The 17,780-nt window shown below is 69.2% G+C and carries 18 protein-coding genes; 4 read left to right on the plus strand and 14 right to left on the minus strand.

All coding sequences use genetic code 11. From position 1 onward, the window contains the following. The first annotated feature begins 80 nt into the window (after positions 1-80). The gene (locus AB0K28_RS09095; protein WP_364367050.1) at positions 81-977 is read left to right on the plus strand and encodes a type II CAAX endopeptidase family protein; all 897 of its coding nucleotides are present in this window, start codon (positions 81-83) and stop codon (positions 975-977) included. Positions 978-1,004: 27 nt separating this feature from the next. Here AB0K28_RS09095 and AB0K28_RS09100 read toward each other — a convergent pair whose 3' ends face one another. The 7 genes from AB0K28_RS09100 to AB0K28_RS09130 all read right to left on the minus strand — a co-directional run bounded on the left by AB0K28_RS09100 (position 1,005) and on the right by AB0K28_RS09130 (position 7,636). Further along, positions 1,005-1,619 (minus strand): DUF6461 domain-containing protein, encoded by a 615-nt coding sequence (locus AB0K28_RS09100; protein WP_364367053.1) that lies wholly within the window; start codon positions 1,617-1,619, stop codon positions 1,005-1,007. Between the two features lie 35 nt (positions 1,620-1,654). Then, on the minus strand, positions 1,655-2,071 hold the full coding sequence (locus tag AB0K28_RS09105; RefSeq protein WP_364367056.1) for a hypothetical protein: 417 nt from the start codon (positions 2,069-2,071) through the stop codon (positions 1,655-1,657). A 95-nt stretch (positions 2,072-2,166) separates the two neighbouring features. Then, positions 2,167-3,360 (minus strand): fumarylacetoacetate hydrolase family protein, encoded by a 1,194-nt coding sequence (locus AB0K28_RS09110; protein WP_345391630.1) that lies wholly within the window; start codon positions 3,358-3,360, stop codon positions 2,167-2,169. Continuing rightward, on the minus strand, positions 3,357-4,538 hold the full coding sequence (locus tag AB0K28_RS09115) for a mandelate racemase/muconate lactonizing enzyme family protein (RefSeq protein WP_364367059.1): 1,182 nt from the start codon (positions 4,536-4,538) through the stop codon (positions 3,357-3,359). Before AB0K28_RS09115 ends, AB0K28_RS09110 begins: the two co-directional genes overlap by 4 nt. Positions 4,539-4,545: 7 nt before the next feature. Next, positions 4,546-5,376: a carbohydrate ABC transporter permease gene (locus tag AB0K28_RS09120; RefSeq protein ID WP_364367062.1), complete on the minus strand. Its 831-nt coding sequence runs from the start codon at positions 5,374-5,376 to the stop codon at positions 4,546-4,548. Further along, a complete protein-coding gene (locus AB0K28_RS09125) occupies positions 5,376-6,140 on the minus strand; it encodes a sugar ABC transporter permease (RefSeq protein ID WP_364367065.1) in 765 nt (254 codons plus the stop codon). The genes AB0K28_RS09120 and AB0K28_RS09125 overlap by 1 nt, the downstream gene beginning before the upstream one ends. A 245-nt stretch (positions 6,141-6,385) precedes the next feature. Further along, positions 6,386-7,636 carry a sugar ABC transporter substrate-binding protein gene (locus AB0K28_RS09130; RefSeq protein ID WP_364367068.1) on the minus strand — a complete coding sequence of 417 codons (1,251 nt, stop codon included), beginning with the start codon at positions 7,634-7,636 and terminating at the stop codon, positions 6,386-6,388. A 134-nt stretch (positions 7,637-7,770) separates the two neighbouring features. Here AB0K28_RS09130 and AB0K28_RS09135 point away from each other — a divergent pair, with 134 nt between their 5' ends. Further along, positions 7,771-8,544 carry an IclR family transcriptional regulator gene (locus AB0K28_RS09135; protein WP_364367071.1) on the plus strand — a complete coding sequence of 258 codons (774 nt, stop codon included), beginning with the start codon at positions 7,771-7,773 and terminating at the stop codon, positions 8,542-8,544. Between the two features lie 44 nt (positions 8,545-8,588). Here the strand turns inward: AB0K28_RS09135 and AB0K28_RS09140 are convergent, their stop codons facing one another. The 4 genes from AB0K28_RS09140 to AB0K28_RS09155 all read right to left on the minus strand — a co-directional run bounded on the left by AB0K28_RS09140 (position 8,589) and on the right by AB0K28_RS09155 (position 11,473). After that, entirely contained in the window at positions 8,589-8,894 is a 306-nt protein-coding gene (locus AB0K28_RS09140; protein ID WP_345391649.1) for an antibiotic biosynthesis monooxygenase, read from the minus strand. Between the two features lie 98 nt (positions 8,895-8,992). Further along, positions 8,993-9,583: a TetR/AcrR family transcriptional regulator gene (locus AB0K28_RS09145; RefSeq protein ID WP_345391652.1), complete on the minus strand. Its 591-nt coding sequence runs from the start codon at positions 9,581-9,583 to the stop codon at positions 8,993-8,995. A 25-nt stretch (positions 9,584-9,608) separates the two neighbouring features. Next, positions 9,609-10,334, minus strand: coding sequence for an ABC transporter ATP-binding protein (locus AB0K28_RS09150; protein WP_364367074.1), 726 nt, complete (start codon positions 10,332-10,334; stop codon positions 9,609-9,611). Further along, a complete protein-coding gene (locus AB0K28_RS09155; RefSeq protein ID WP_364367077.1) occupies positions 10,331-11,473 on the minus strand; it encodes an ABC transporter permease in 1,143 nt (380 codons plus the stop codon). Before AB0K28_RS09155 ends, AB0K28_RS09150 begins: the two co-directional genes overlap by 4 nt. Positions 11,474-11,677: 204 nt before the next feature. On the opposite strand from AB0K28_RS09155, the gene AB0K28_RS09160 reads away from it, so the two are divergent. After that, positions 11,678-13,090 (plus strand): glutamate decarboxylase, encoded by a 1,413-nt coding sequence (locus AB0K28_RS09160; RefSeq protein ID WP_345391661.1) that lies wholly within the window; start codon positions 11,678-11,680, stop codon positions 13,088-13,090. Between the two features lie 5 nt (positions 13,091-13,095). Further along, positions 13,096-14,280, plus strand: coding sequence for a cytochrome P450 (locus AB0K28_RS09165; protein ID WP_364367081.1), 1,185 nt, complete (start codon positions 13,096-13,098; stop codon positions 14,278-14,280). 51 nt (positions 14,281-14,331) lie between these two features. Here AB0K28_RS09165 and AB0K28_RS09170 read toward each other — a convergent pair whose 3' ends face one another. Genes AB0K28_RS09170 through AB0K28_RS09180 form a run of 3 tightly spaced genes read right to left on the minus strand, consistent with a single transcriptional unit; the run spans position 14,332 to position 17,709 of the window. Further along, complete coding sequence (locus AB0K28_RS09170; protein WP_364367084.1) at positions 14,332-15,180, minus strand: LLM class flavin-dependent oxidoreductase; 849 nt, start codon at positions 15,178-15,180, stop codon at positions 14,332-14,334. Between the two features lie 43 nt (positions 15,181-15,223). After that, positions 15,224-16,555 (minus strand): fumarylacetoacetate hydrolase family protein, encoded by a 1,332-nt coding sequence (locus tag AB0K28_RS09175; protein WP_364367087.1) that lies wholly within the window; start codon positions 16,553-16,555, stop codon positions 15,224-15,226. After that, positions 16,552-17,709, minus strand: coding sequence for an epoxide hydrolase family protein (locus AB0K28_RS09180; protein ID WP_364367090.1), 1,158 nt, complete (start codon positions 17,707-17,709; stop codon positions 16,552-16,554). The genes AB0K28_RS09175 and AB0K28_RS09180 overlap by 4 nt, the downstream gene beginning before the upstream one ends. Between the last annotated feature and the right edge of the window lie 71 nt (positions 17,710-17,780).

The raw sequence follows: 17,780 nt of genomic DNA on the forward strand, positions 1-17,780 counted from the left end.
CCGGGCGCTCCACCGGCTCCGATCCCTCATCTTTCAGCCGCGGAACACACCGCGGAAACTCACGCGAAAGGATCACGATCGTGGCGTCTCCGGAGCACCCGGAAGATACTCTCCCGCAAGCCGCCTCCACCACGGGCCGCGGCCGATGGCGCAGGTTCCGGTTCCCCGTCCTGCTGATCGCGTTGTTCGGTGTGATGGTGGTGGCGGGCGGGATCACCCAACTCGTCCTGCCCGTACCGGTCCTCGCCCTGCCGGTGGGGGTCGGCCTGGCCATCGCCGCTCTGACCTGCTATCGCTGGTTGTGCCGGGTCGTCGAGCTCCGCCCGGACATCCCCGAACTCGGCAGGACGGGACGATGGTCCCAGCTGCGGCGCGGGACGCTGATCGGGCTCGGCATGTTCGCCGGGTTGATGGCGGTGATCGCGGTGTTCGGTGGCTGGCAGGAGGTGTCCTGGGGTTCCGTCGGCGGATTCCTCGGCGCCGCGGGCCTGATGGCGAGCGTCGCCGTCACCGAAGAACTGCTGTTCCGCGGGGTGCTGTTCCGCATCATGGAGGAACGTACCGGAACGGTGATCGCCCTGGTCGTATCCGGGCTGCTGTTCGGTGCGATGCACCTGATCAACGCCAACGCCACCCTTTGGGGCGCGTTCGCGATCGCCTTGACGGCCGGAGTCATGCTGGCCGCCGCCTACATCGCGACCCGCTCGCTGTGGCTGCCCATCGGCCTGCACTTCGCCTGGAACTTCACCCAGGCCGGGATCTTCGGTGTCACGGTCTCCGGATCGGCCGTACAGTCCGAGGGCCTGCTGAACGTCACGCTGTCCGGCCCGTCCGCACTGACCGGCGGCGCCTTCGGCCCCGAGGCCAGCCTTTTCGCACTGCTGATCTGCATGGTGCCCACGATCCTCCTGCTGCGGCGGGCCGCCCGCACCGGCCGGATCCGGCCCCGCCCGCACCGCGCCAAGGTCTCCACCTGATGGAGGGAGGTCGGCTTGCCGGGCTGCTCACCGGGATCGAGGCGCCAGGCCGCACAGATACGTGGACTCCTCCAGCAACTGTGGCGTCAGCTCTACTCCGGTGAGGTGCTCGGCCAGGGCGAACGCCGCCTGGTCGTGGGTGCCGCGATCGAGGCCGTGGCCGAGGTCGAAGCCGACTCGTCGCATCATCTCCACGAGTTCGTCCGGGGCGCTGCCGTGGCGGAAGGACGGGAAGAGCGGGTCGAAGGAGAGGCGGATCTCCCCGTCCTCCACCCAGTGGAAGTGGCCCACCGCGTTGACGTTACGGGAATGGGAAACGAGTCGCGTACCGGCCGACAACGGCACGATGGCCTTCCTGTTCACGCCGAGATGCCCGTTCACCTCGACCATGAGCACCCAGCCGCCGATGGAGGCGGCTCCGAAGAGGTGGCCATCCCAGGTGCCGAGTGGGCCGGGACCGGAGTAGGAGGCATCGATCAGCTGATCGAGCGTCTTACGAGACACCGCTTCGACGTTGGCGCCGAGGCGAGTCATCAGTGCCTCGGGGGTCAGGTCACGGACGAGAGTGAAGCAGTAGGAGTCCGCCAGGTCGGGGAACCGATCGTCGTTGAACCATGAGTAGTCCACTGCATTCGGGGCCATCTCGGCATCCTCGCAGCAGTGAACCGTGCAGTCCCCTACCGGCCGCCGGTGAAGGAGGCGGCGGGGACGAACAGCTCGTGCCCGGTGCCGAAGCGGACCCGTACGCCTTCCGGAGTCCACTGTGTGGACTGCACCGGCTTGTCGGCGATGCCCGGGAGGTCGAGGGCGACGAAGTGGCCGTAGTGCAGCGACGGATCGCGTCCCGCGTACAGGCGATAGGAGTCCTCCAGCAGCGAGTGATCGCGGATGAGCGCGATCACGTGCGAGGAGTCGTCGTCGTACGCGACCGTGCCCGGCTGCTTGTCGGTGTAGAGGGTCTGCTGGGCGGGCCAGCGCATGGCGATCATCGCCCCTGCGCACAACACGACGCCCAGGATCAGGCCGATCATCAGGGGGCCGAGCCGTCCCGGCCGACGCGTGGTGCCGGTTGGCGCGGGGGTGTGGATCGTCATGCTCACCTCTCCTTGGAGACGTGACGACCCTTCCAGGCCCGCCTTTCACTCTCCTTTCTCGCCGCTTGAAGGACGCCCCGGGCAGGACAGTGTGCTCACAGAAGTCCTCTCCTGTGGAGATTTCCCATGAGGTCGCGGATCCCGAAGCTCCACGGCGCACAGTCCTCGGCGTGCTGGACGCGGTTGACCAGGGTGCCGAGTGCGGGAGAGCTGATCCGCACCACGTCGCCGGTCTTGTGGGTGAACCCCTCGCCCGGGTGGTCGCGGTCCTGGATGGGGGCGAACATCGTGCCGAGCATGAGGACCGCGCCGTCGGGATAGTGATGGTGCGGGCCGATCAGCTGCCGTACCAGCGCCTCCGGATCGCGGGAGATCCGCGACATCTCCGAGACCGCCTCAAGGCGGAAGCCGTCCTCGCCTTCGAGGTCCAGCCGCACCGCGAGGCCGCGTACGTGGTCCAGGTCGAACCGCTCGTCGAAGAGCCGGACGAGGGGGCCGAGCGCGCAGGACGCGTTGTTGTCCTTCGCCATCGGCAGCAGGAGCGCGGATCGGCCTTCGACGTCCCGGAGGTTGACGTCGTTGCCGAGCGTCGCCCCCACGATCCGGCCACTCGACTGGACGACGAGGGACACCTCGGGCTCAGGGTTGTTCCATGTCGAGGCGGCGAGCACCCCGACGGGCGTCGCGGTGCCCATGGCGGACAGGATCTGGCCCTTGGTGAAGATCTCGGCGTCAGGGCCGATCCCGACCTCCAGGTACTGGCTCCACATGCCTTCGGCGACCAGCAGGGCCTTCAGCCGTGCCGCCTCCTCGGAACCTGGCGTGAGGTCGTGCAGGTCGACGCCGGCGAGCATCCGGCGGCGGATGTCCGCCGCGCGCGCCATGTCGCCGCCGGCCCGTTCTTCGATGACGCGCTCGATCATCGAGACGGCGAAGGTCACTCCGGCGGCCTTGAGCGCCTGGAGGTCGACCGGTGCGAGCAGCCAGGGCCGGGTACGGTCGCGGGCAGGGGACCCGGTGTTGGCGAGCACGTCCGCGAAGGCGCCGACGTGCCGGCCGTTCAGCCCGGAGACCACGGCAGCGGGTTCCGGCAGCTCGCAGATGTCGCGGATCGTCGGGAACTCCGCGCTGACGTCGATGACCTCTCCGTCGCGGACCACCACGGGTGAGGGCCCTTCGGCGAGGGGATCCCAGATCCGCCCGATCAGGACGGCGTCCGCGGCATCGTCCGGCAGCGCGTCCGCGGCCGTCCCGAACCAGGCGCGCTCATCGGACGATGACAGGCTCATTCGCCGTCTCCCAGGTTGAAGAAGGACCGCTCGTCGGGGGGCCGGATGTCGAAGACGGCGTCCTGGAACAAGCGCATGGGGTGGGGGGTGAAGGGATGCCGCGCGATCGCCTCGAGGTCGAGCTCGATGCCGAGACCGGGCCCGGTCGGGACGAGGATGTCGCCCTCCTCCGTCAGCACGAGCCTCTCGTTGGTGACCTCCGGGCGCCATGGGACGTCGGTGGCCATGATCTCCAGGTAGCGGAAGTTGGGCAGGGCGGCCCCGAGCTGCAGCGACGCCGCCGTGCTCAGCGGTCCGCTGGGATTGTGCGGCGCGAACCCGACGTAGCTGGTCGCGGCGAGCGTCGAGATGAAGGCCAGCTCGGCGATGCCGCCGGCGTGCGTCACGTCAGGCTGGACGTAGTCGACCGCCTGGCGGGCGAGCGCCGGCGCGAAACCCTGCCGTCCGAACCATCGCTCCCCCGCGGCGATGGGCACCGGCGATGCCCGGCGGATGTCGACGAGGGCGTCGAGGTTGTCCGGAGGGCAGGGCTCCTCGAAGAACACCGGGTCGAACTGCGCGATCTCCCGCGCGATCTTGATGGCGTGCGTGACGTCGAACCGGCCGTGGCCCTCGACGAACAGCTCGACGTCGGGCCCGACGGCGGAGCGGACGGCGTCGATCTGCGCGAGCGCGCGGTCCAGCTGGCGATGGGTGATCGTGAGGTCGAAGTTCTCGAAGGGGTCCCACTTGAGACCGCGGAAGCCGCTGTCGACGGTCCTCCTCGCGGCGGCCGCGTACTCCTCGGGCGTGGCGGCTCCGGAGAACCAGCCGTTGGCGTACGCGCGCACCCGGTCGCGGGTGGCGCCGCCGAGCAGGCGGGAGACCGGGACGCCGAGCTCCCGTGCCGAGATGTCCCACAGCGCCATCTCGAACGAGCTCAGCGCGGTCATGACGACGGGGCCGCCTCGCCAGTACCAGTCCCTGGCCAGCTCGTACAGGATGCCGGAGATGCGGGTGGGGTCCAGCCCGATCACGGCCTCGGCCAGTTCGGTGACGGCGCCCTGGACGGCGCGTTCCTTGCCCTCCAGGGTCGCCTCGCCCAGTCCGACGATTCCTTCGTCCGTCGAGACGCGGACGATCACGAGATTGGTGCGGTAGAAGTCGACGACGAGAGTGTCGACTGAGGTGATCTTCACGTGCGGCTCAGCCCTTCACGGCGCCGGCGGTCATGCCGGCGACCACATACTTCTGGACGAACAGGTAGAAGACGACGGCCGGCGCCGTGAACAGGAACGAGACCGCCATGACCGTCTGGATGGGCGTGCCGAGCTCACCGATGAAGTTGGCGATGCCGACCGATGCCGGCTGCGTCTCGGGAGTGAAGATGAACGTCACGGCGAAGACGTACTCGTTCCAGGCGTGGAAGAACGCGATGACCGCGCTGGCGGCGAGTGAGGGGGCGATCAGCGGCACGTTGATGCGGGTGAGCACGGTGAGCGGTCGTGCTCCGTCGACCCGCGCGGACTCCTCGATCTCACGGGGCAGGCCGTCGAAGGCGCCCTTGAGGATGAGGGCGACGATCGGCAGGACGAAGGCGGAGTTGACCAGGATGAGCCCGCCGAGGGAGTCGAGGAGGTCGAATCGCCGGAAGAGCGCGAACAGCGGCACGACCATGAGCGCCTCGGGAAGCATCTGCGTGAACAGCAGCACGATGGTCATGAGGACCTTGCCCCGGAACGAGAATCGCGACAGGGCGTAGCCGAGCGGGATGCCGAGACCGATCGAGAGGATCGTCGTGCCAGCGGCGATCACCAGACTGTTGCGCAGCCAGGTCGCCGCCTTGCCTTCGGCCAGCGCGTCGATGAAGACGCCGAACTGGGAGAAGTCGGGGACGAGCCGGGCCTCGGCGGCGAAGAGCTCCGAGTCGCCGGACAGCGCGGTGACGAACATCCAGTACAGCGGGAAGACGGCGATCCCGAGCACGACGAGAACACCGACGATCCGCAGGGTCAGACCGATGCGGGGCAGCCTCATCAGCCGGCCTCCCTTTCAGCGGCGCGGGCGACGAACCGGCTGCCGGCGATGACGATGAGCGAGATGATCACACCGACCATGCCGACCGCCGCCGCCGAGCCGAGCTGCTTGGAGTCGAAGGCCTGCGAGTAGAGGTCGATGACCAGCGTCTGGGTCGCGCCGACCGGTCCGCCCTTCGTCATGAGCCAGATGAGCTCGAACCGCCGCAGCGACCAGATGGTCATGAGGACGGCGAGCAGGCCGACGGTCGGCTTGATGGACTGCCAGGTGACGGCGCGGAAGGTCGCCCATCGTCCCGCGCCGTCCATCATCGCGGCCTCGGTGAGGTGCGACGGGACAGCCTGCAGCGCGGACAGCAGGACCACCGAGGTGAACGGGAACAGCTGCCAGATGGTCGTGACGAGGATGGCCGGGAGCGCGTATCGCGGGCTGTCGAGGATCGCGCCGCCGGGGACGCCGAGGCCGACCGCGTCAAGGAAGCGGTTCACGATGCCGTAGTCCGGGTTGAGCATCCAGATCGCGATGAGCGCGACCGCGATGCCGGGCGCCGCCCACGGAATGGTCACCAGTGCCCGCGCCAGCCCCCGGCCGCTGAAGCCCTTGTTGAGCAGCAGGGCGACTGCCAGCCCGGTGCCCACGGCGGCGACGACGCACACGACGACGTAGATGAGGGTGATGAGGAGGGTACGGCGGAACTCCGCATCACCGAAGATGCGGGTGTAGTTGTCGAACCCCACCCAGGTGCTGTGTGTGGGGTTCAGCAACGAGGTTCGCGTGAAGCTCAGAAAGACTTCCTGCGCCAGCGGAACGACCTGGAAGACCAGGATGAAGAGGGCTGCGGGGGCCAGGAAGAAATAGGGCGTCCACTTGCTCCCCAGAGGGCTGCCTCGACGCCGGGTCCCGGTTCGAGGCCCTGGAAGCTGCTGTTGTTCCAGCGCGGTCATCGAATGTGGTCCTTAGAGAAATAGGACGCCGCCGGCGGGAGGGGCTCGCCGGCGGTGTCGTCCGGTCAGCCGACCTGCTGGGTCGCCTGCTGCTGAGCGCGGTCCAGTGCGGTCTTGAGGTCGACCGTGCCCTGGAGCGCCGCGATCACGTTCTGCACGACGATCTTCCGGATGTCCGGCGTCTGCGCCTCGAACCCCTGGACGATCTGCGGCAGGCTCGTCTCGGTGAGGTCGTCGAAGACGGTCAGGAACGGCGTCTCCTTGAGCTGCTCAGGGCTTCGCTTGGTGACCGTCGCCACGCTGCTGGCACCGAGGATCTCCTGCAGCTTGACCTGGTTCTCCGGCTCAAGCGTCCACTTGATGAAGGTCGCCGCCGCCTCCTTGGCCGGGCTCGCCTCGTTGATCACGATGGGGGCGAGGATCGCGCCCTGCTTGCGGACCGGGAACGGGATGGGCGCGACGTTGAAGTTCAGGTCGGCGTTCTGGCCGCGGGTCGCCGTCACGTAGCCGCCGTTGTTGAGCTCCATGCCGACCTTGCCCTCGGCGAACATGCGGCGGAACGTCGCCGCGTCCGTGCCGCGCGGGATCACCTTGGCGTCGTACAGGTCCTTGAACGCCTGCAGGCCCTTGAGGTTCGCGGGCGAGTTGATCGTCAGCTTCTGGCCGTCCGACCACGCGCCGCCGAAGCCGTAGACGTAGTTGAAGATGTCCTGCCAGACACCGGCTTCCTCGGCCTCCGTCTGGCGGAACGCCAGGCCGTAGGTGTCGCCCTTGGTCAGCGACTTGGCCGTCTTGACGAACTCCTCGTAGGTCGTGGGCGGCTTCTTGATCAGGTCGGCGTTGTAGAACATCGCGTAGTTCGACGCCTCGAAGATGATCCCGTGACGCTGGCCGTCATGGACCATGAACTGGTCAGGCTGCTTGATCAGGTCGTACTTGCTGACGTCGATGAGGTCGTCGAGCGGTGCGATGAGGCCGGCATCCGCGGCGGACTCGAACTCCGGCATGTCAAAGCGGATCAAGTCGGGCCCTTTTCCGCTGCCCATCTGGGTCAGGACGGTCTGGCCGAAGGTCGGGTACGGCACCGCGGCCGGAGAGACCTGGATCTTGTTCTGGCTCTTGTTGAACTCCTCGAGCCATTTCGTGAGGAGCGGGCCTCTGCCGGGGTCGCCGAGGGTCGAGGCGGCGAACGTCAGCTTGGTCACGCCGCCTTCGGTGGATCCGCCGTCGGAGCCGCAGCCGGTCAACAGGGCGGCGGCCATACAGGTGACGCCGGCCGCCGCGACCATGCTCCGGCGAACGCGATGCAGCCTCATTTGCACTCCAGAGTGATGACTCGTAACTTCCTGTCGGAATTGCAACGATCGTAGCGACATGTGCAACGGTGTCAAGTAGCGATTGCGCAGGTCATGCGCTACATTGCAACATACGCAACGCAAAGGAGGCGTAGGTGGCGCAAACGATCAGGCGTGCGATCGATTTGATCCGCTTGACCGCGGAGCATCCACTGACCCTCTCCGAGGCCGCGGACGTGCTCGGCGTCCACAAATCCACGGCCCTCCGCATCCTCAAGACGCTGGAGGACGCCCGGTTCGTGCGTAAGACGGGCGCGGGGACGTACGTGTTCGGCAGCGGGCTCATCGAGCTGTCGGAGCTCGCGCTCGGCTCCATGGACCTCCGTCAGTTCGCGTCCCCGCACCTGCGCGCGCTGCAGCGGCAGACGGGCCATACCGTGCACCTGGCACAGCTGACCGGCGACGAGATCATCTACGTCGACAAGGTGGACAGCCCCGCGTTCGACGCGGTGAAGCTGCCGTCACGGATCGGCCGCGCCGTCTCGATCCACGCGAGCGCCGTGGGCAAGGTGATCCTCGCCCACCTCTCCCAGGAGGAACGCGACCGCCTGCTCTCGCACGTCACCTTCGAGCGGTACACCAGCACCACCCTCGCCGATCGCGAATCCCTCGATGCCGAGCTCACCCGCGTCGCCGAACGGGGCTGGGCCGTCGACGACGGCGAGCACGACTCCTATGCCAGGTGCGTCGCCGTGCCGATCAGGGACTCGCGCGGACAGGTCATCGCGGCCGTCTCCGTGACCGCGATCGAGGTGATCGCCACTTTGGAGCAGCTGAAGGAGAAACTTCCGCTCCTGCTGGAGACCTCGGCGCTGATCTCTCAGGAACTCGGGTTCACCTCCCAGCCCTCGCCTGCGCCGGCGAGCTGAGACGAGCCCTGCCGGACCCCGTCGGAGAGCCGCCAGGGCATGGTTCAGGCTGAGAAGTCCTCCAGTACATCGAACAGTTCGATCGCCGAGGGGGCCTGCATGCCGGGCGCGTCGACGTCGGAGTGAGCGGCCTTGAAGGAGTCGGACTTCATCCAGGCGCGGAAATCCTCGGCCGAGTCGAACTCCATGGTCGACACGTACGGGTCACCGGGCTTGGCCGGGCGCATCAGCAGGCTGCGCCGGAGTCCGGGCACCCCGGCGAGCGTCGCGCGCATGCCGGCGCTGAAGGTCTCCTCGAAAGAGGCGGCCTGTTCGGGAGTGACTTCGATGCGGTTGTGAACGACGTACATGGCGTTCCTCCGAGAACTGAGCCTGCCGGTGCCGCCATCTTACCGACGCTATGTCGGCAAGATGGTTCCGCCCCTGTGACGCACCTCCGGCGGTGTGCTCAGGGCGTCGTCTGGTCTGCGGCGCGGACGAACGGCTCCAGCAGACCCCGTGCGGACCCCCAGACGGTCTGCAGGTCAGTGCCGGACTCGATCAGCCGGGACCCGGCGAAGACGATGGCGTTGATCATTTCCGCCGTCTCCGGCGCCGCGGGATCTCCGAGGAGGCGCAGCGTCTCCACGAGAGGCTCCAGGAGCTGCGCGTGCATGGCACGGCTCTGCTCGGCGATGGTGTCGCCCGGCACGACCTCGGCGAGGACGGTGGCCAGCGCGTGCTCGCCCTCGGTGATGAGCTCGAAATTGGTCAGCACGTAGGCGAGTACGCCGTCGGCAGGGGTGGCCGCGGCGTCCATCGCCGCGGCCACCCTGGCCGACCAGCGGGGGAAGACGTCTTCCACCACCGCGTTGAGCAGGTCTGCCGGCGACCGGAAGTATTGGTAGAGGCTGGGGCGGGCAAGCCCGGCGCGGGCCGCGACCCGGGTCAGCGTCGGGGGCCGGCCCGTCTCCGCGAGGATCTCCCTGGCCGCGTCGAGCAGCGCCCGGCGCTGGGCGGCCCGATGCTCGGCGACAGTAGGGGCTTGAATGCGCGGCACCTGCCCTCCTCCACCCATGGTCGGCCTACTCCGACAGTCTCCCATCCACCATCGACAGGACACGATCGCAGTGGTGCAGCACCTCGTGATCGTGGGTGACCATGATCGTCGCGACGGCGAACTCGTGCGCCTCATGCGCCAGCAGCGTCACGATATCGTCGCTGCGGGCACGGTCGAGCGCGGCGGTCGGCTCGTCCACCAGGAGCACGGCCGGGCGGGTGACCAGCGCGCGGGCGATCCCCACGCGCTGCCGCTCGCCGCCGGACAGCTGGTGGGGGCGGTGCCCGGCGCGGTGTCCCATGCCGACCCGGTCGAGCAGTTCTCGCGGGTCGTGACCGCCACCTGCGCGTTTGCCCGCTACATCGAGCGCGAAACGGAGCTGGTCGAGCGCGGTGAGGGCCGGGATGAGGTTGCCGGACTGGAAGACGAACCCGATCCGTTCGCGTCGGTGCCGCGCCTTCTCTCGCGGGCTCGCCCTGGTGATGTCGACGCCGTCGAGCAGGACCCTGCCGGTGTCGGGTGTGGTGAGCGCGCCGGCGACGGCGAGCAGGCTCGACTTGCCGGACCCCGACGGCCCCACGACGGCGACGAACTCGCCGGCCGCCACGTCGAGGTCGACGTCGTCGAGCGCGGTGACCGTGGCGTCGCCGTCGCCGAGGGACAGGGTGACGCCCTCCACCAGCAGACCGCCGCGCTCATGAGCGCCGGCCGGGCGGGCGTCAGGACGCCGGGACGTGGAATGAGTGGTCATCGTTGCCCTCCCAGGGCTACGAGCGGGTCGACGCGGACGATGCGGCCCACGGCCGCCGCGGCACCGGCGAGGCCGAGGCCGACGAGGAGCAGGGCGGCGAAGACGAGCGGGCCTGCCTCCAGGGCGAACGGCATGGGCGTGGTGGCGAGCATCGCGCCGCCGCCGACCCCTATCAGGAAGCCCACGGCGGTGGACACGGCCAGGATGACGGTCGCCTGGATCATCGTGTCCCGCATGAGGTAGCCGGTGGAGGCGCCCATGGCCCGTACGACGGCGAGCTCGTGCTTGCGCTGGATCGTCCACACGGTGAAGAACGTTCCGACGACGAGCGCGGAGATGGCGTAGAGGAAGACCTGGATGAGCGTGAGCGTGGAGGTCTCGGCGGTGTAGCCGGGCGAGGCTCCGAAGGACTCCTCGAGCGTCATGCTCGCGGTGCCCGCCGCCGCGTCGCCGCCGGTCAGGTCGATCTGGTCGCCGTCCCGTGCGCGCAGGGCGATGGCCGTGGCCTCTTCGTATGCTTCGGCACGCGGCTCGTCGCCCGCCCCGGCGCCGGCGTGCACCTGCTGCCAGGAGCGCAACGGCAGGTACGCCACGTCGACGTGCCCGAAGGTGCGCTGGTCGCCCGTGGTTCCGACGATCTTGAGCTGGGTGCCCAGGCGGTTGATGACGACGGTGTCGCCGATCGCCAGGCCCTCGTCCAGGACGGTCTGGCTGACCACGATCCCGTCTAGGTCGCCCAGCCCGGCGCCGGCGGAGACGGCGGGCTTGAGGAACGAACCGGGCTCGACGCCGAACAGGGCCAGGTCGATCGGCACCTGAGCGCCGGCTTCTGTCGTGGCCTTGGCGTTGACCAGCGTGATGCCGAACGGCGCGGCGTCGCCGACGTCGTCGCGGCTCTTCCAGGTCTCGGCCTGGCTCACGTTGACGGTGCTGCGGGAGAAGGCGGAGTCGGTCTGGGTGCCCTCGGCGAAGGCGAACGCGGTGACGGGCAACCGTTGGAGCCCGGAGACGCCGTCGTTGACGAGCCCGGAAGACAGGCCGGACAGCAGGACGACGAGGATGGCGATGAGGGCGACGACTCCGCCCATCAGGCCGAAACGTGCGCGGGCGAAAACCAGCTCGCGCCAGGCCAGGAACATGGCACTCCTTCACAGGAGGGGATTTCACGGAACCGGCGCCGCTATTTACCGACGCGTCGTCGGCAAGATACCAACATAGTGTCGGGAAGACGAAATTCGACGCGTCCGCCACGAGAGACGCTGCAATCACAGCATTGACTCATCGTAAAGACCTGCCTACCGTGAGTGATGAACGCGGCAAAGCTCCTTCGAAGGGTGAAGCTCATGCTCAGACGAGTCGAATCCGACCGGTGGCAAGAATCACTCGATGTCAACCCTCTTTACAACGGGCTGGTGCCGGAAGGCGGCGTGCCGCGGTTCAAGATGCCGGCCGGCCCGATGAGTCCCACAGCGGCCCAGGCGCTCATCCGCGACGAACTCCTCCTCGACGGCAACGCCCGGCTCAACCTGGCCACCTTCTGCACGACCTGGATGGAGCCCCAGGCCCGCGAACTCATCGCGGAAACCCTCGACCGCAACCTCGTCGACCACGACCAGTACCCGCAGACGGCCGACATCGAGGCGCGCTGCGTCAACATGCTCGATCACCTGTGGGGCGACCCGAACGGCGCCAGCGTCGGCTGCTCCACGGGCGGCTCCAGCGAGGCGGCCATGCTCGGCGCGCTGGCGATGAAGTTCCAATGGCGCGAGCGGCGCAGGGCGGCCGGACTGCCCACCACCAACCCCAACCTCGTGATGGGCACCGCCGTCCACACCTGCTGGCCGAAGTTCTGCCAGTACTGGGACGTCGAGCCGCGCTGGATACCGATCGAGGAGCCGGCCTTCACCTTGAACCCGGCCCGGCTCGGCGAGTTCTGTGACGACAACACCATCGGCGTCATCGGCGTGCTCGGCTCCACGCAATGCGGCAAGTACGACCCGATCGAGCAGATGTCGGCCGAGCTGGACCGGCTGGAGGCCGAGCGCGGGCTGAGAATACCGCTGCACGTGGACGCGGCCGTGGGCGGCTTCATCACCCCGTTCCTGGAGCCCGACATGGTGTGGGACTTCCGGCTCCCCCGGGTGCAGTCGATCAACACATCGGGGCACAAGTTCGGCCTGGTCTACCCCGGCGTCGGCTGGATCGTCTGGCAGGAGCCGGACGCCCTGCCGCAGGACCTGGTGCTCTCCTGCGACCTGCTCGGCGGCAACATGGACACCTTCACGCTCAACTTCTCCCGCTCCGGCGCCCCGGTCGTCGCGCAGTACTACAACTTCCTGCGGCTCGGCTTCGAGGGCTACCAGGCCGTCCAGCAGACCTGCCGGGACGTGGCGACCTACCTCGGGCAGGAGATCGCGAAACTCCCCGAGCTCTCCCTCATCGCCGACGGCTCCGAACTCCCGGTGCTCGCCGTGCGGACCGCCCCCGGCTTCGACGGTTTCACCGTCTTCGACCTGGCCGCCCGGCTGAAGATGCACGGCTGGCAGGCCCCGACGTACTACCTGCCGCCTGACCTGGAGCACATAGCCGTCATCCGCTTCGTCATCCGCAACGGCTTCAGCCAGGACACCGCCGCCAAACTGCTGGCGAACCTCCGCACCGAGGTCGAGTACCTGCGCGGCAATCCGGTTCCGCGCCCCCGCCTCGGCGGCGACGAGGCGGCCGCCGAGCAGCCGGGTGTGCCGACGGGCGGGTGACGTCGATGAACGACTTCGCGGCGTCCATCACCTTCGACCGGCTCGGCGGTGACCCCTATCCGATCTTCGCCAGGCTGCGCCGCGAAGCGCCGGTCGTCCTGCTGCCGAAGCTCGACCTGTGGATGGTCACCCGATGGGATGGCGTGCGCCAAGTCCTCAGTGCCTACGAGTCGTTCACCAGCGCCTTCCCCTCGCTGGCCACGCAGATCTTCGGGGAAGGGTCCGTGCTCAGGGCCGAGGGCGACGCCCACGCTGATCTGCGAGCCGCCGTCGACACGCGATTCGCCCACGAACGCGTCGAGCAGGTCGCGACACTCACCCGCGAGGCCGCACGGCCGTACGCCGGCGGGCTCAGCAGCCGGGACGAGCTGATGTCCGGCTACTTCGAACCCGCCGCGAGCACCGCCCTCGCCCGCTTCCTCGGCCTGCCGGACGTGGACACCGGCACGCTCATCCGCTGGGCCCGCCACCTCAGCGCCGGGATGAGCAACTTCATGGCGGATCCGGGCGTCCACGAACGGGCGTTGGCCGCCGCCACCGAGATCCGCCAGACGATCGAGCCCTGCGCCAGGAAGGCCGCCGACCGGCCCGACGGCTCGGTCCTGTCACAGCTGCTCCACAGCGGCTGCCCGCCCGATACCGTCCGATCCGCCGAGAACGTCCTGCCCACCTTCATCGAGATCCTCTCGGCGTTCCTGGAACCGGCGGCCGGCGCCGGGCTCACGCTGCTCGCGCTGCTCCAGCACCCCGTTCAGATGCAGGCCGTACGCGACGACCCGCGCCTGATCCGCAAGGCCGTCCACGAAACGCTGCGCTGGCTGTCGCCGAACGGCGCGCTCACCCGCCGCACGACCAGAGACGTGCTCCTCGCCGGACAGATCATCCCCGCCGGAGCGACCGTCATGGCGGTCATCGCCTCGGCAGGCCGGGACGAGAGCGTCTTCACCGACCCCGACACCTTCGACATCAACCGGGACCCCTTCCCGCACCTGGGTCTCGGATACTCCCGCCACGCCTGCCTCGCCGCCCCGGTCGTCGGCGGCATCATCGCGGCCCTGCTGGAGGTGCTGCTCCAGCAACACCCCCGGCTCTCCCTGGACCCCGGACGGCCGCATGACCTGCACGGCTGGAAATTCCGCGTGCTGACGAACCTGCATGTCCGCATCGGCGATCCGGCCCCCGCCAGCTGAACGCAGAAGTGGCGGTCGCGACCTGCGACTTCTTCGCTCGTCGCGCTCCGTTCAGGTGACGAGGTCGGCGAGGCGGGCGATCTCGTCGAGGTCGTCTGTGGCGGGGACGAAGATGATCTCGTCGAGGCCGAGGTCGGTGTAGGCCGCGACGGACTCTTTGATCATTTTCGGGGTGGTGCAGAGCACCGCGTTGGTGGCGATGTCCTTGGGGGCCAGGCGGTAGAAGTCATGGATGTTCGCCTGTCCGGTCTCGGTGTCGCCCAGCGCGAAGTAGCAGAGCACGACGAGTTTCGGGGCGCCCTGGCGGCTCGCCTCCCGCCAGGCCCGTTTCGCCGCCTCGAAGCTGGGCGCCGTCATGGCGGGCGGCAGGGAGCCGCCGATGTAGCCCTCGCCCCAGCGCACCATGCGGTCCAGCGCGCGAGCGGAGTATCCGCCGAACAGCATGGGGACCTGCCGGGTGCCCGATGGCACGGCCGGGTTCGGGCCGTTGCCGACCGGTGCGCCGCCCCAGATCTCGCGGTAGGTCGCCAGGTCGGCTTCCAATCGCGCGCCCCGGCCGTGCAGGCCGTGTCCGGGGACGGTGAACTCGTCCGCGCGTGACCCGACGCCGACCCCGAGGGTGAGACGGCCGCCGGAGACGCCGTCGATGCCCGCGATCTCCTTGGCCAGCAGGGCGCCGGGCCAGGTCGGGGCCAGCAGAACCGCGCTGAGCAGGCCGATCGTGGTGGTCGCCCCCGCCGCGGCCGCGAGCGCGACGGTGTCGCTCACGCTCGGGTACGCGTAACGCCCGGTCGTGGCGAGGGTGGAGAAGCCGGCTTCCTCAGCCCGGGCCGCCCAGCGTGGAATGATCGAGGCGGTGACGTGGCGCACCTGGTTCGGAAGTCCGATGCCGATGTGCACAAAGATCCTTTCTGTGGTCAGGTCAGGGCTCGCCGGGACGGCTTCAGGCGCCGTCCTCGATCAGCGCTTTGAGCCGCGGCAGGGTCTGCTCGATGGCCTCGGCGTCCCGCCGGCCCCAGGCGGATCCCGCGACGCGCTCTCCCCATGGCGAGGTGGTGAAGTCGCAGGTCTCGGTGACCAGCGTGCCGCCCTCGACCTCCGCCAGCTCGTAGCGCCAGCGGTGCCGGCCCGGGTGCGCCCAGGCGATGCGGCGGTTCTCCTCGTACTCGACGACGGTGTTCGTCACCTCGTACGGCACGTCGTACAGCACCATCGAGACGCTGAACTCGGCGCCCAGGGTGAGGCGGGCGGGGCCGGTGATCGTGTCGGCGACCGTGCCTGACCCGTCGATGTGGCCGTGCCGGCGCGGATCCGCGATCACGTCGAACACGGCCGCGGCGGGAGCGGCGATCAGGACGCTCCGCGAGATCATCATCTCCGGTACGAGCCTGTCGCCCTTGGCGACGATCCGCGCCTCCACCGCGCCGAGCCGCTCGACCTCGACCCGGACGGTGTCGCCCGGCGTCAGGTAGTCGCGCCGCCCGGCCAGCTCCAGGATGCAACCGGTGCCGACGGGACCGCTGGCGATGATGTCGCCGGCCCGCAGCGTAGTGTCCCGCGACGCGTGCGCCAGCAGCTCGCCGAACGACCAGTGGATCTCGTCCCAGGTGCCGCCTCCGTACGGCTCGCCGTTGACGTAGCCGTCCATCGTGAGCGTGTAGCCCTTGCCCGAGCGGTGGGGCTCCAGTTCGTCGGGCGTGACGAGGTACGGGCCGAGGCTGGTCGCGCTGTCCTTGCTCTTGGAGGGGCCGAAGACGAAGCCCATCTCCCGGGCGGAGAGGTCGCGCGCGCTCCAGTCGCAGTAGACGAGGTAGCCGGCGATGTGGCTCTCGGCCGTGGCCGGGTCCAGGTCGGAGCAGTCGTCGGCGATCACGGCGGCGACCTCGACCTCGTAGTCCCACGCCGTCGTCCCCGGCGGTACGGGCACGTCGTCGCGCGGGCCCCGGATCGCGGCCGGGTTCGAGAAGTGGAAGATGGGCTCCTCGTACCAGACCGGGCTGACCGTGCCGCCGGCGGCGCCCGCGACGTGCCGTTCGAAGGCGGCGAAATCGCGGACCGACGGCGGCACCGGGATCGGCGCCAGGATGTCCGCCCAGGCCAGGTCCACGATCTCGGCCGGGTTCGACGTCACCAGGGCGGCGGCGGCCTCCAGGCCCTCACCGGAGCGCAGCACGTCCAGCAAGGTCATGCCCGGGGTGTGGCCGAGGATCTTGCCTCCCTGCACCAGCCCGCACCGCTCCGACCCGTCGGACGACCGGTAGGTGACCCATCTCATGCGGCCACCTCGATCGCCCGGGCGAACGCGCGTACCTCGTCGACGAACAGGCCGGGCTGCTCGAACGCCGCGAAGTGGCCGCCGGCGGGAATGTCGTCGTTGAAGTAGCGCAGGTCGTGGTAGGCGCGTTCGGCCCAGATGCGCGGGGTGCGGGTCAGCTCGTCGGGGAAGACGCTCACGCCCACCGGCAGGTCGAGCTCGGTCAGCCTGAGCGGCTCCTGGGCGTACTCCCAGTACAGGCGGGCGGACGAGGCGGCAGTGCCGGTCAGCCAGTACAGGGAGATGTGGTCGAGCATCTCGTCCAGGGTGAAGGCTCCGGGGGCGGCCCAGTCGAGGAACTTCTCGTAGATCCAGGCGGCCTGACCGGCCGGGGAATCGGTCAGGGCGTAGCCGATGGTCTGCGGCCGGGTGCGCTGCAGCAGGTGGTAGCCGGAGTGGACGTGCGCGAACACCTCGCCCTGAGCCAGGGCCGCGGCCTCTTCCGGGGTCGGCTCGTCGCCGACCGGCGGCAGGGCGAGGAACTCGGGGAAGTTGAGGTGGACGGCGCGCAGGCCGTCAGGGCGCTGCCTGCCCATGCGGGTGGCCACCACGCCGCCCCAGTCGCCGCCCTGCGCCAGGTAGGAGTCGTAGCCCAGGCGCCGCATCAGCACCGCGTACGCGGCGGCGATCCGATCCGGCGTCCAGCCCTCGGCGCTGGGGATGTCCGAGAACCCGTAGCCGGGCATGGACGGGATGACGACGTGGAAGGCGTCCCGCGCGTCCCCGCCGTGCGCGACCGGATCGGTGAGCGGGCCGATCACCTTCAGGAACTCCAGGAACGATCCAGGCCAGCCGTGCAGCAGCAACAGGGGTGTCGCGTTCCGGTGCGGTGAGCGGACGTGCGTGAAGTGGATGCCGAGGCCGTCGATCGTCGTGCGGAACTGGCCGAGGTCGTTGAGGTGCCGCTCGATCTTGCGCCAGTCGTAGCCGGTGGCCCAGTGGTGCAGGAGCTCCCGCAGCCGGCCGACCTGCACGCCCTGGCCGGCGTCCGGCACGGTCTCGGGGTCGGGCAGGCGTACCCGGGCCAGCCGGTCTCTCAAATCGGCCAGCGCGCTGTCCGGGATGTCAATGTGCAACGGCTGGACGTCGTCCTGGCGAGCCGTGTCTGATTGCATGATCTTGGGTTTCTCCGTGAACGGGTGTCATCGCCCGGCCGGAGAGTTCCGGCCGCGCGGCAAGCCGGCCG

This window comes from Nonomuraea sp. NPDC049504, from assembly GCF_040676845.1.
In the GTDB taxonomy this organism is placed as follows: Bacteria; Actinomycetota; Actinomycetes; order Streptosporangiales; family Streptosporangiaceae; genus Nonomuraea; species Nonomuraea salmonea.

Coding starts and splice junctions, on each gene's coding strand:
- AB0K28_RS09100 (WP_364367053.1), bottom strand. CDS start 1,619: ATGGCCCCGAATGCAGTGGACTACTCATGGTTCAACGACGATCGGTTC.
- AB0K28_RS09105 (WP_364367056.1), bottom strand. CDS start 2,071: ATGACGATCCACACCCCCGCGCCAACCGGCACCACGCGTCGGCCGGGA.
- AB0K28_RS09110 (WP_345391630.1), bottom strand. CDS start 3,360: ATGAGCCTGTCATCGTCCGATGAGCGCGCCTGGTTCGGGACGGCCGCG.
- AB0K28_RS09120 (WP_364367062.1), bottom strand. CDS start 5,376: ATGAGGCTGCCCCGCATCGGTCTGACCCTGCGGATCGTCGGTGTTCTC.
- AB0K28_RS09130 (WP_364367068.1), bottom strand. CDS start 7,636: ATGAGGCTGCATCGCGTTCGCCGGAGCATGGTCGCGGCGGCCGGCGTC.
- AB0K28_RS09140 (WP_345391649.1), bottom strand. CDS start 8,894: ATGTACGTCGTTCACAACCGCATCGAAGTCACTCCCGAACAGGCCGCC.
- AB0K28_RS09150 (WP_364367074.1), bottom strand. CDS start 10,334: ATGACCACTCATTCCACGTCCCGGCGTCCTGACGCCCGCCCGGCCGGC.
- AB0K28_RS09155 (WP_364367077.1), bottom strand. CDS start 11,473: ATGTTCCTGGCCTGGCGCGAGCTGGTTTTCGCCCGCGCACGTTTCGGC.
- AB0K28_RS09160 (WP_345391661.1), top strand. CDS start 11,678: ATGCTCAGACGAGTCGAATCCGACCGGTGGCAAGAATCACTCGATGTC.
- AB0K28_RS09165 (WP_364367081.1), top strand. CDS start 13,096: ATGAACGACTTCGCGGCGTCCATCACCTTCGACCGGCTCGGCGGTGAC.
- AB0K28_RS09175 (WP_364367087.1), bottom strand. CDS start 16,555: ATGAGATGGGTCACCTACCGGTCGTCCGACGGGTCGGAGCGGTGCGGG.
- AB0K28_RS09180 (WP_364367090.1), bottom strand. CDS start 17,709: ATGCAATCAGACACGGCTCGCCAGGACGACGTCCAGCCGTTGCACATT.